The following is a 12,704-nucleotide window of genomic DNA, read 5'->3' on the forward strand; positions in this document are numbered from 1 at the left end:
TGATTTGTCTCCCGATTACTGTGAGTCAACTGTTAAAAAATCTTCGTAGGCATCAGCGGCGCGGATCACGTTGTCTGCCAGGGTAAACACTTCCTGGACAATGACGGTCAGTGAAGAAGCCGCGCTCAGCGCGCCAAACATGCTGTAAACGGTCTCGCCGTTCGGCATGGTTTCGATACCGATGGACGACAGCGGGAAGATGTCCCGGCTGCGCAAAACGGTGTCGTTGAAAGCCGCGACGTCTTTTACCTGGGAGGCGTAAACCAGTACGCAATCCACAAGAATCTGATCGCCAGCAATTGCAATGATGATCGGCAGGCCGCCGAAGTTGTTCATCGTCACGCTCAAGCTTGGCTCGGCCCCCTGAACCAGCGTCAACTCGACTTCATTACTCTTTACCACGTCCAGTTCAGCGAGCGCCGAGTGCAGCGTGTCGATGGTCCAGTTGGTATTTTCGCTCATGAATTCCTCCAGTTTGATGCGGTTACCCAAATAGGGCTGGCGTAACACTTTTTCGACGTTTCTCAAGACTTCAGCGTTTTCAGGAAGCACATACAGCTCTCTTTTAACGTACCCGGCCGCCGTCAGCCGTGCACGCATTTCACGCATGTAGTCGGTTGAAGTTTTTCGAGCCATCCAAGCGCCTTCCGGGACATCACATGTGATAGGTCAGCAAGCTACGCTCAAAAAAACTGATAAGCAATACCTCACATGTGATGAAACATTTCATTGCGACTGTGGCTTACTGGTGCCATCCCGCGTCTCCTCCGGGATCGATTCTCAAACCGCGCGGTCTTTTACGCATGACGAATTCCCGCTCTCTCCGTTTGCCTTTCTGGCTGCGTCGCGTTTTGCGACCTTTGCTGGATCCTTATCGCCGCTTCCGCCACGCACGCCTGATCCACGCGGCGCGAATCGCGGTCGGGTTGCTGGTGACGATTCTCTTGACCACAGGGCTCAACCTGCCTCACGGCGAGTGGGCATCGGTGACAATGCTGATCGTGATTGGCGGCTTGCAGCATCATGGCAATATCCGCAAAAAATCAGTCGAGCGAGCCTACGGAACGTTGATTGGCGCGGGGCTTGGATTGCTGGTCGTTGTGCAGCAAGGCTATCTGGAGATACCGCTGCTGACCTACGCCATGATGTCGGTGATGTGCGGATTCTTTGCGTATCACGCGATCGGTAAAGGCGGCTATACCGCTCTGCTGTCGGCTATTACCTTGTTCATCGTCGCAGGCCATGGCTACAACCCGATCAGCGATGGCTTGTGGCGCACGGTCGACATCCTGATCGGTATCGCACTGGCCCTGGCTTTCTCTTTCGCACTGCCTCTGTATGCCGTGTTCTCGTGGCGCTACAACCTGGCCAGCGGCTTGCGTGACTGCGCGAAGGTCTATGGCCGCATCATCCACGGCCAACCGGTAGCGGCTGATGAGCATTTGAAGTTAGTGGCTCGCCTGAACAGCACGATGCTGCAATTGCGCTCGCTGTTGCCGTCGGTGTCCAAGGAGGTGCGAATTTCCATGGTCGAACTGGATGCCATTCAAGGGCACTTCCGTATGTGCCTGAGCACGCTGGAGATCCTCGCCAATATACGGCCTGATGATCTTGATCAAGCGGCCGGCCCTGAGTGGCGCGCACGTCTGGACACGGAGTTTCGTCAAACCCGCCGCCAGTTGATCGCCATGGCGCGCGCTCTGCAGACAGGCGCTACCGAGCGCCTGCAGCGTACCTCCGAAACCAGTCTGCCAGACATGGGTTACCCGATACCGGTGCAACTGACCGGATATCACCTGTTGATGCTGCAACTGGCGAGCAACATCGACGGCCTGCAGCAAAGGCTGGCAAAGACATCCAGACGCTGGAAAATTTGAGCATGAAGCAGTTGCTTGAATGGCTGCTTCGTTTTTCGACCTGCCCTTTTGGCCCCCCAGTCAAATCTTCGTCATAGCGCTGTCACAAAGGGAAGATAGCTTCATCTGCAAAAACATCCTGATCGCGACCGAAAACGCTTTTAAAAGCGACACAACGGACAAGATTCTGGCTTCATCAGCCTCACAGATGACATATCTTTAAAACTGCTATAGCTTGCCCAAACGCACATTGCTATCAGCGACAAAACAAAGAGGAAGTCCACACTTCCCGAATTTCAAAGGGGCAAATTACCGGCCCCTTTCTCTATACCTTCTTTGCACATGTTTATGTGAAGGCTGCCGCCTAATCACTCTTTGAAGTACACGAAAATGATCGAACCCGAACGGATCGTCACTCTCTCCCGGGAAGTGGAAGCGTTAGCGAATCGAGGTGTCAGCGACATACAGATGATCACGCGGCAAACCCGATTATTGGCGATCAACGCGCTGATTGAAGCGGCGCATGCGGGTAAAGCCGGCCTGGGTTTCTCGGTGGTGGCAGAGGAGGTCAAAGACATTTCCGAACGGATTTCGAAAATCGCCAGTGGCCTGACCCAGGATTTGCAGGCATCAGTCAACGAACTGACTGACCTGGGCCGTGGCATGTGCTTCGACGTACGCGGTCAGCGGCTGGCAGATCTGTCGCTGAACATGATCGAGATCATCGACCGCAACCTTTATGAGCGCACGTGCGATGTGCGCTGGTGGGCAACCGACGCCTCGCTGGTCGATGCGTTAACCACAACCACGCCGCAAACCAGTGCTCACGCCAGCGGGCGGCTGGGGATCATTCTCGACAGCTACACCGTGTACCTGGACATCTGGGTTGCAGACACCAAAGGGCGCGTTATCGCTTCGGGTCGACCGGATACTTTTGGCAAGGTTATCGGTGCAAACGTGGCCGAGGCGCCATGGTTCAAGCAAGCCGTGCGGCATTCATCCGGCGATCAGTATTTCGCCGGAGAAGTGGCCGTGGAACCGTTGCTTAACGGCTCGCAAACCTGTGCGTTCAGTGCGGCTGTACGCAGCAAAGCCGGTAAGCAAACGCCGGTGATTGGCGTGATCGGGATTTTCTTTGACTGGAAAAATCAGGCGGATTCGATCATCAACGGCGTGCGCTTGAGCGACGAAGAGCGCGCTCGCAGCCGGGTGATGCTGATCGATGCCAATCACAAGGTCATTGCCAGCTCCGACGCCCAAAGCCACTTGGGCCAAAACGTTGACCTGAAGGTCAAAGCCGGACAAGCCAGCGGTTACAGCGCTCAGGCTAATAACGTCATTCAGGGTTACTCGATGACACCTGGATTCGAAACCTATCCAGGCATGGGCTGGCTGGGTGTGATCGAGCAGCAGCTGCCCGCGATAGAGGGGTAGCGCGGCGTAGATCAAGCTAAATAGTTTGAAATGCATTCCTGTAGGAGCTGCCGAAGGCTGCGATGGAATTATCCTGACACACCGCATTCGCAGCCTTCGGCAGCTCCTACAGGGACCGTGTTGATGTGTGATTACACTCAATACCCCGCAGCAGCCCCATTACTGCGTGGATCAAACGCGCCTTCGAAAGAGCCATTCGGCAAGCGCACCGCCGCTGCCGCATGCCCCATGGTTTCGGTAAAGGGCGCAAGTATCTCGACCTCATGACCACGCGCTTTCAATTGCTCGACCACCTCAGGTGCGACGCGTGACTCCAGCTTCAACGTATCGCTGCTGTCGCCCCAGGTTCTGCCCAGCAACCAGCGCGGCGCGGTGACAGCCTGTTGCAGTGGCTGGCCGAACACCGCGTATCGGCTGAACACCGCAGCCTGTGTCTGTGGCTGACCATCTCCGCCCATGGTTCCATAGACCAGCGTACGGCCGTCACTCAACCGCGCCGCCGCAGGGTTCAATGTGTGGAACGGCTTCTTGCCGGGTTTCAGCGCCAGCAGGTGATCAGGGTCGAGGCTGAATGAAGCGCCCCGATTCTGCCAGTTCAGGCCGCTTTCCGGCAGCACCACGCCACTGCCAAACTCGTGATAGATACTCTGGATAAACGACACCGCCAAACCACTGCTGTCGATGATGCCCATCCAGATCGTATCGCCCGGTCCCTTACCTTCCCCCCAGAGTGCCGCGTGATGTGGATCGATGCGTTCAGCCAAAGCATGCAAGTAGTCAGCTTCAAGACAGGCCTGTGGCTCGATGGTCATGTGCTCGGGATCGGTGATGTGCTCATCGCGCACTGCAAAGGCCAGTTTGGTGGCCTCCACAAGGGTGTGGATATGCTCGGCGCTGTCAGCCGTGCACTGGCTCAGGCCAGCGTGGTCTGCGATGCCAAGGATCAATTGCGACACCAGCCCCTGACTCGGCGGCGGCATGTTGAACACGGTGCCAGCGCTGTGTTGGAGCGCCAAGGCCCGGACACGTTTCGCGCGATAACCGGCCAGGTCGCTACGAGTGACCGGCGCGCCTACCCGCTCCAGATCCTTGACGATGGAGTCCGCCAGCGAGCCGCGGTAAAAACTGTCCAGCCCCTCTTCTGCCAGGGTTCGCAAAGTAGTCGCGAGACGCGTTTGCTTGAACAGACTGCCTGCCAAAGGCGCTCGGCCGTTGTGCAAAAAGGTTTCGGCGAAGCCTGGAATGTCCTGTAACTCAGCTTTCTTGCTTGCCGTTGCCATCTGCTGGGACGGCGTCACCGGGATGCCGGATTCCGCATAAAAGATTGCATCGGCCAGCAGTCGAGGCAGCTGCAGACGACCGCCCCTTTCGGTGCTGACCTGCAACGCTTCTTGCCAACCGCCGACAGTACCGGCAACCGTCAGCGCAGCATCAGGGCCTCGAACCGGAATACGCGTCATGCCCGCGTAATGCTCCATGGTCGCGAGGCTCCCGGCAGGGCCGCTGGCATCAATGGCAACCGGCTCTCCCTCTGGCGGCACAATCAACCAGAAGCCATCGCCGCCCAAGCTGTTCATGTGTGGATACACCACCGCAATCGTCGCGGCAGCAGCGACCATCGCTTCAATTGCGTTGCCACCCTCACGCAAAACAGCCAGTGCCGATTGCGCAGCCAGGCTATGAGGCGCGACGGCGATGCCACGGGCAGCGAGCGTTGTATTAAGCATTCAGACTCCTTGGTTGACGGGCTGCGGGGCGTTCTTCGCCAGCCAGTTGATGCGCATGCGTTTGAGTACGAAAAAAGCCAGCGCAGCGGTAATGATGTCGAAGCTGATCGCAACGGCAAACACCGGTACCCAGCTGTCGGTGTATTGATGCAGCAAGGCCGCCACCGGACCGCCGAAGATTGAGCCGATGCCTTGGGCCATGTACAGAAAGCCGTAGTTGGTCGTCGCGTTTTTGCTGCCGAAGGTATCCGTCAGCGTCGACGGGAACAGCGAGAAAATCTCACCCCAGCCGAGAAATACCACGCCTGACAGCAACACGAAAAGGACCGGGTTATCGATGGTCAGAAACCACAACGTCATCGCGACGCCTTCAAAGAAGAAAGCGAAGGCCATGGTATTTTCCCGCCCCCAGCGATCTGAGATCCAGCCAAACAAAGGCCGCGTCAGCCCGTTGCAAATACGGTCGATGGTCAACGCCAGTGGCAGGGCCGCCATGCCCATGACCATCACGTTGGTCATGCCGAAGTCCTTGGCGAAACTGGCCATCTGCGAGGTGACCATCAGGCCCGACGTGGACATCATGGTGAACATCGCAAACATCAGCCAGAAGACCGGTGTTTTAAGCATCTGTCGCGGCGCCACATCGGCAACCACTCTGCCGACAATAGGCACCGGCTGTTCGGCGAGGTGCGCGGGCGGTTGCCGCAAGAACTGCGAAGCGACAAACCCGACGATGCCGAGGATCAGGCCGAAGGTCATCAGCGTCGACTCCATGCCGACATCCTTGAGGCTATTGCTGATCGGGAAGGTCGTGAGCATCGCGCCCATGCCATAACCTGCAGCGACCGCGCCCGCCGCCAGACCACGGCGATCCGGGAACCAGCGAACCATCAAGCCGACGATCCCGACATACACGATGCCGGTCCCCAGACCACCCAGCAGGCCATAACTCAGGTACAGCGAAGTCAGTGAGGTTGCCTGGCTGGCGAGAATCCAACTCAACCCGGAGAGTACACAGCCCGTGGCAATCAACTTGCGCAGGCCAAAACGATCAATCAACCAGCCTTGGGCCGGTGAAAAGAAGGTCTGCAGAATAATTAAAAGCGAGAAGGTTATCTGCACCTGGGCCAGAGAAACACCCAGCTTCTGCGTTAACGGACCAGTAAATAAAGTCCACACATATTGCGGACTGGAAATGGCCATCATACAAACCATGCCGATAACCAATTGATACCAGCGCGAACTGAAAGCCCCGACGACGGGCTGCTCTAGCGTAAGCGTCTTGCTGACCATAACGAATCTCACTGTGCAAGTGGGTATACGTCTGTTCAGCAAGCGGCATGCCAATAATATTCAAGCGGCAACAGCAAAAGTCATGAACTTTACAAGTCCAGTCCAGATTATAAAAAACCATCGCCCGCACTTATAACTTCCGAAGCGAGAGTCGAAATAACGGCATTAATAGTTTGGGGATTATATTTACACATTACTTATTAACGGCCTTTACCTTACGCCTAACTTTCAGGCTCATCTAACGCTGGCAAGACACAAGGCATCGCTTAACGGACACATTGCCTTTTTTGTTCACCTTGTGGCTCACAGAGTGCGCACCAGAATGATTCTGCCTGCTTCGTTTTAGCCCGCACGCACCCCATTGGCAGCCACCACAGGTAATATGCCCGCAGCCTTGAAGGAGAGACACTTTGTCCACCACCCGCCAACCCGTCCTTGATGAAGTCGACCGCCAATTGATCGCAGCCCTGCAGATTAATGCTCGCGAAAGCGTTGCCATGCTTGCCCGGCAACTGGGTATCGCCCGGACCACCGTGACGTCCCGGCTGGCGCGGCTTGAAAGCGCCAAGGTCATCACCGGTTATGGCGTGCGCCTCAGTCAACGGGTGGTTGACGGGGGGTTGCAGGCCTACGTCGGGATCACCGTGCAACCGCGCTCGGGCAAGGAAGTGCTACGCCGCTTGAGCAGCCTGGCTCAGGTTCAGCAGCTGTGTGCTGTGAGTGGTGAGTTTGATTATGTAGCCTGGCTGCGCACTGATTCGCCGGAGCAACTGGACCAGTTGCTGGATTTGATCGGCAGCGTTGATGGCGTCGAAAAAACCACGACCTCGATCATTCTCAGCAGCAAGATTGATCGCGGACAGCCTGTTTAGCCATTACCCCTCATCGCATCGCGCGTCCGGCATCGGAATGCGATCCCACAGGCTCAATTGAGCCCGTAGGACCGGCTTTAGCCGGGAGGACGCCGGGATACTCGCTAAATGTCTCTTGGCAGAAATACCGCTCTCCCGGCTGAAGCCGGTCCTACTAGATCAAAGGCACGGCAGCCCATAAGACAAATTGACTATTACCGTCGTCACATCGCACAAAATCACTCCATAACGACGACACTTTGCATCTTATTAACATCCCCGCGCTTGTCTAGACTGTCTCTTTCGCGTTCCAGCCAGGTCAGTCATGAAAAACAATCGCCACCCCGCAGACGGTAAGAAGCCGATCACTATTTTCGGCCCGGACTTCCCTTTCGCCTTCGATGACTGGATCGAGCACCCCGCCGGGCTGGGCAGTATTCCTGCCGAGAATCACGGTCAGGAAGTGGCGATCGTTGGCGCGGGCATCGCGGGTCTGGTGGCGGCCTATGAACTAATGAAGCTGGGTCTGAAGCCTGTCGTCTACGAAGCATCCAAGATGGGGGGCCGTCTGCGATCTCAGGCTTTCGAAGGCACTGAAGGCATCATCGCGGAGTTGGGCGGTATGCGTTTTCCGGTGTCTTCCACGGCGTTCTATCACTACGTCGACAAGCTTGGCCTGGAATCGAAGCCTTTCCCAAACCCGCTGACGGCCGCCTCGGGCAGTACCGTTATCGATCTGGAAGGCGTCACCTATTACGCGCAGAAACTCTCGGATCTCCCCGCGATGTTCCAGGAAGTCGCCGACGCCTGGGCTGATGCGCTGGAAGAAGGTTCGGGTTTCAAGGATATCCAGCAAGCCATCCGCGACCGTGATGTGCCGCGCCTCAAAGAACTGTGGAACACCTTGGTGCCATTGTGGGATGACCGTACGTTCTATGACTTCGTCGCCACCTCCAAAGCGTTCGCCAAACTATCGTTCTACCACCGTGAAGTCTTCGGGCAGGTCGGCTTCGGCACCGGCGGCTGGGACTCGGACTTCCCCAACTCGATGCTGGAAATCTTCCGCGTGGTCATGACCAACTGCGACGATCACCAGCACCTGATCGTGGGTGGCGTAGAGCAAGTGCCGCTGGGCATCTGGCGCCATGTACCGGAGCGCTGCGCCCACTGGCCGGAAGGCACCAGCCTTGCTTCGCTGCATCACGGCGCGCCACGTACCGGTGTAAAGCGGATTGCCCGCGCCGAAGACGGTCTGCTGGCCGTCACTGATAACTGGGGTGACACCCGCCACTACGCGGCGGTACTGACCACCTGCCAGAGTTGGTTGCTGACCACCCAGATCGAATGCGAAGAATCACTGTTCTCGCAAAAAATGTGGATGGCGCTGGACCGTACCCGTTACATGCAATCGTCAAAAACATTCGTGATGGTCGATCGTCCCTTCTGGAAGGACAAAGATCCGGAAACCGGCCGCGACCTGATGAGCATGACCCTCACCGACCGTCTGACCCGCGGCACTTACCTGTTCGATAACGGTGACGACAAGCCAGGCGTGATCTGCCTGTCTTACTCGTGGATGAGTGATGCGCTGAAGATGCTACCGCAGCCCATCGAAAAACGGGTCAAACTGGCGCTCGATGCGCTGAAGAAGATCTACCCTAAAGTCGACATCGCCGCGCGGATCATCGGAGACCCGATTACCGTTTCCTGGGAATCGGACCCGCACTTCCTTGGCGCTTTCAAAGGCGCATTGCCGGGGCATTACCGTTACAACCAGCGGATGTACGCGCACTTCATGCAGCAGGACATGCCTGTCGAACAGCGCGGCATGTTTATCGCGGGAGACGACGTATCCTGGACTCCCGCGTGGGTGGAAGGCGCAGTGCAGACCTCACTGAATGCGGTGTGGGGCATCATGACCCATTTCGGCGGCAAGACCCACGCCGACAACCCAGGCCCCGGTGATGTGTTCCACGAGATTGGTCCCATCGCCCTGACCGATTGAACAAAAGGCTGAACCATGCACATCGCCCTGTACCAATGCCCGCCGCTGCCGCTGGATATCGGCGGCAATCTGCAACGTCTGGATGATCAGGCGCGAGAGGCGGCAGCACTCGGTGCAAAGCTGCTGGTTTGCCCTGAGATGTTTCTCACCGGCTACAACATCGGTGCCGAGGCGGCGCGTACCTTGGCGCAACCCAGTGATGGTTTCGCTGCGGGTGATATCGCGGCGATTGCCAAGGGTTACGACATTGCGATCCTTTATGGATATCCGGAGCTGGGCGCTGACGACCTGATTTACAACTCTGTGCAGTTGATCGACGGCCACGGCAAGACCCTTTGCAACTATCGCAAGACACACCTGTACGGCGACCTGGACAAAGCGATGTTCAGCCCCGGCGAGGACCGTTTTCCGATTGTGGAGTTGAACGGTTGGCAGCTGGGCTTTCTGATCTGCTACGACGTTGAGTTCCCGGAGAACACCCGACGTCTGGCGCTGGAAGGTGCCGAGTTGATTCTGGTGCCAACGGCTAATATGGCCCCTTATGATTTTGTCGCCGAGGTGACCGTTCGTGCCAGGGCCTACGAGAATCAGTGCTACGTGGTTTACGCCAACTATTGCGGCAGCGAAGGCGACATTCATTACTGCGGCCTGAGTAGCCTCTGCGCCCCGGACGGCAGCCGACTGGCCGTGGCTAAACAGGACGAGGTGTTGATCTCGGGCACCCTGGATCGACAGTTGATGGAGCAGTCGCGGTCGATCAATACCTACTTCAATGATCGACGGCCGGGGTTGTATGTGGGGTTGGGTGAAGGCTGAACCACACATCTGTAGGACCGGCTTCAGCCGGGAGAGCGTCGATGAAACCGATGCATTTTCTGGATCATAAATACGCCCTCCCGGCTAAAGCCGGTCCTACGGATCAATGTTTGCCGCGAGACCGCGCGGTGCCATGAATAACCAATTCCGCTAGCATGACCCGATCACGTCTCCCGGAACGCCCATGCCTGCCTCGCCCACCACCGAACACCTGACCCTCGCCAACGGCCTGAACGTCGTGCTGTGCCATGCGCCACGGCTCAAGCGCTGCGCCGCTTCGTTGCGGGTGGCCGCGGGGAGTCATGATGTGTCCGCTGCATGGCCAGGGCTTGCGCACTTTCTGGAACATTTGTTCTTCCTCGGCACCGAGCGGTTTGCAGGGGATGAAAAGCTGATGGCCTTCGTCCAGCGTCATGGCGGGCAGATCAACGCGAGTACCCGTGAGCGAACCACTGATTTCTTTTTCGAGCTGCCGTTGACGGCGTTCGCGCAAGGGCTGGAGCGTCTCAGCGACATGCTCGCTCGTCCGCGCATGACCATGGCCGATCAACTGCGCGAGCGGGAAGTCCTGCATGCCGAGTTCATCGCCTGGTCTCGCGACGTCAAGGCACGCCAGCACATGCAGATGCTGGAAAGTATTTCAGCTCGCCATCCACTGCGCGCCTTTCATGCAGGCAATCGCTATAGCTTGCCGGTGCCGCGTCCGGCGTTTCAGCAGGCGTTGCAGGATTTTTATCAGCGGTTTTATCAGGCTGGGCAAATGACCTTGTGCCTGGCGGGGCCTCAGTCGCTGGAGGAGCTAAAACAGCTGGCGACGAATTATGGCGCAGGGCTGGCCAGTGGCGTAAAGGTCGCGCAAGCCACCCCTCCGAAGCTGGTTGATGATGGGGATCGGATACTTGTGAGGGCCGATCAACAACTGCTTCTGGCCTGTGAGGATTTGCCTGAGGGCGCGGATGAAGCCGCTGCGTTCTTGTGTCATTGCCTGAATGGCAGCCGGGCGGAGGGCGCTGTTGATGCGCTGAAGGCGGAAGTGGTTTATCAGTTTGCTGGTCAGACTTTGATCAAGGTCGATGTTAGCGGCGTCAAAGAAATCGCTATCGCGGGCAAGCGCGCTCCTACGGATGGAACGCGTTTTCCTGTAGGAGCGCGCTTGCCCGCGATGGCGTCGGCACTGACACAAAACCTCAAAACCCATTGGCCATCCCTGCGCGACGACTACAACCGCCTTCAGCAACGACAACTGGATGTCAGCTCCGCTCTGGAACTGGCCCACCACCACGCCCGCAACCTGCCCCAAGGCTTATCTGAGCAAGGCGGCACAGCGCTGATCGCTTTGCTGGAACAGATTCAACCGAACACACAACCTTCAGAAATCCACTGGCAACTCCCGAAACCAAACCCTTTCCTGAACGTCCCGAGTAACGGCCACGAAGGCGCACTCTATCTGCGCTGGCGCCTGCCATCCCCGCAACCCACGCTGTGGCGGATGTTTGAGCAGAGCTTGAAGCCCTTGGCGCGGGATGCGAAGCAAGCAGGCGTCAACCTTGAGTTCAGTGCGTACGGCCATTACTGGCAACTCAAACTCAGCGGCCTCGACGCCCCGATGCCTGAAATCCTCAAGCATGCGTTACAACGACTGAGCGCCCCCGACGATGCAAGCCTGGGCCAACCCGGCGATGAACCTGCCCTGATTCCAATCCGGCAGTTGCTCAAAGCACTGCCCGATTGCTATCTGAACGCAGCACCCGCCAGCGAAACCGGCGACGTTCAAGCCTTCTGGCCAGCAACGCAGTGGATCAGCTTCACGTCAGGCTTTGCTCCGGAAACGATCCTTACGCTGAGCAGCGTCTTACGCAGTACGCAGGGCCAGCGGGACGAGCAAACACTCCAGGCACCAGCGCTGGCTCCCGGTAAACACTGGCAATCCGCCGCACCACAATCCTCGGAGAGCGCCGTGCTGCTGTTCTGCCCCACGCCCTCCTCTTCCATCGCCGACGAAGCTGCATGGCGATTACTGGCTCATCTGGCACAAAGCCCGTTCTACCAACGGCTGAGGGTCGAGCTGCAACTGGGTTACGCGGTGTTCAGCGGTTTACGACAGATTGCCGGACGAACGGGAATACTCTTCGGTGTCCAGTCGCCTAACGCCTCGGTGCCACAACTGGTCGAGCACATAGAACAGTTTCTGAACGATCTGCTTGACTGGATCAACGACGCTGAGCTGACAGCCCAGACTGAAGCCTTGGTCGCGCAATTGGATATAGATGCCATGGAAACCGCGCAAGCAGCCGACCTGCGCTGGCAGGCGTATCTGGCGGGCCGCGACGAACGGTTCCTGTCCGCGCTACATGAAACATTACGAAACCTCGACCTGCAGACTGTGTTGCAAGCCGCTGCTAGCCTTCAAAAAGCCAAGAGCGGCTGGCTTTGCCTGACCAATAGTCAGCAAACCCCATGGCGCGGGGCCTGATCGTTACCAAAGCTGCAAAAGCTTTGTTCACGAATCCGACAGCCAGAATTTGTTAAATTAAGTAACATAGCTTCCCAATCATCGAACGTATGCCTTTGCAGGTGTACTAACGATTTACCACCCACCGCTGCAATCACCCAGAAGGAGTCTTTTATGTGGACTAAACCTGCTTACACTGATCTGCGTATCGGTTTCGAAGTCACGATGTACTTCGCAAGCCGTTGATGACAACGCGGTGCAAAGCCTCGG

10 protein-coding genes are annotated in these 12,704 nt (G+C 57.4%); 7 read left to right on the plus strand and 3 right to left on the minus strand.

Annotation, left to right across the window (positions count from 1 at the left end; translation table 11 throughout):
• Positions 1-15 precede the first annotated feature (15 nt).
• On the minus strand, positions 16-636 hold the full coding sequence (locus AO242_RS09295) for a YjfI family protein (RefSeq protein WP_027899474.1): 621 nt from the start codon (positions 634-636) through the stop codon (positions 16-18).
• 167 nt (positions 637-803) lie between these two features.
• Here AO242_RS09295 and AO242_RS09300 point away from each other — a divergent pair, with 167 nt between their 5' ends.
• Both AO242_RS09300 and AO242_RS09310 read left to right on the plus strand, forming a co-directional pair.
• Positions 804-1,877: an FUSC family protein gene (locus tag AO242_RS09300; protein WP_099268486.1), complete on the plus strand. Its 1,074-nt coding sequence runs from the start codon at positions 804-806 to the stop codon at positions 1,875-1,877.
• A gap of 369 nt (positions 1,878-2,246) precedes the next feature.
• On the plus strand, positions 2,247-3,290 hold the full coding sequence (locus AO242_RS09310) for a methyl-accepting chemotaxis protein (RefSeq protein WP_099268488.1): 1,044 nt from the start codon (positions 2,247-2,249) through the stop codon (positions 3,288-3,290).
• A gap of 137 nt (positions 3,291-3,427) precedes the next feature.
• Here the strand turns inward: AO242_RS09310 and AO242_RS09315 are convergent, their stop codons facing one another.
• A complete protein-coding gene (locus AO242_RS09315) occupies positions 3,428-5,017 on the minus strand; it encodes a gamma-glutamyltransferase family protein (protein WP_099268489.1) in 1,590 nt (529 codons plus the stop codon).
• Positions 5,018-6,310 (minus strand): oxalate/formate MFS antiporter, encoded by a 1,293-nt coding sequence (gene oxlT, locus AO242_RS09320; protein ID WP_049826839.1) that lies wholly within the window; start codon positions 6,308-6,310, stop codon positions 5,018-5,020. It abuts the gene before it with no gap.
• A gap of 410 nt (positions 6,311-6,720) precedes the next feature.
• On the opposite strand from oxlT, the gene AO242_RS09325 reads away from it, so the two are divergent.
• The 5 genes from AO242_RS09325 (at position 6,721) to pqqA (ending at position 12,680) form a co-directional block, all read left to right on the plus strand.
• Complete coding sequence (locus tag AO242_RS09325) at positions 6,721-7,182, plus strand: Lrp/AsnC family transcriptional regulator (protein WP_027899479.1); 462 nt, start codon at positions 6,721-6,723, stop codon at positions 7,180-7,182.
• A gap of 304 nt (positions 7,183-7,486) precedes the next feature.
• Positions 7,487-9,166 (plus strand): flavin monoamine oxidase family protein, encoded by a 1,680-nt coding sequence (locus AO242_RS09330; RefSeq protein WP_027899480.1) that lies wholly within the window; start codon positions 7,487-7,489, stop codon positions 9,164-9,166.
• A gap of 15 nt (positions 9,167-9,181) precedes the next feature.
• Complete coding sequence (locus tag AO242_RS09335) at positions 9,182-9,982, plus strand: carbon-nitrogen hydrolase family protein (RefSeq protein ID WP_099268490.1); 801 nt, start codon at positions 9,182-9,184, stop codon at positions 9,980-9,982.
• Between the two features lie 184 nt (positions 9,983-10,166).
• Positions 10,167-12,455, plus strand: a complete 2,289-nt coding sequence (pqqF, locus tag AO242_RS09340; protein WP_099268491.1) for a pyrroloquinoline quinone biosynthesis protein PqqF — start codon at positions 10,167-10,169, stop codon at positions 12,453-12,455.
• Between the two features lie 153 nt (positions 12,456-12,608).
• A complete protein-coding gene (gene pqqA, locus AO242_RS09345) occupies positions 12,609-12,680 on the plus strand; it encodes a pyrroloquinoline quinone precursor peptide PqqA (protein ID WP_008365141.1) in 72 nt (23 codons plus the stop codon).
• Positions 12,681-12,704: the final 24 nt, after the last annotated feature.

The sequence above is a fragment of the Pseudomonas sp. ICMP 561 genome, from assembly GCF_002699985.1.
GTDB lineage: Bacteria > Pseudomonadota > Gammaproteobacteria > Pseudomonadales > Pseudomonadaceae > Aquipseudomonas > Aquipseudomonas quasicaspiana.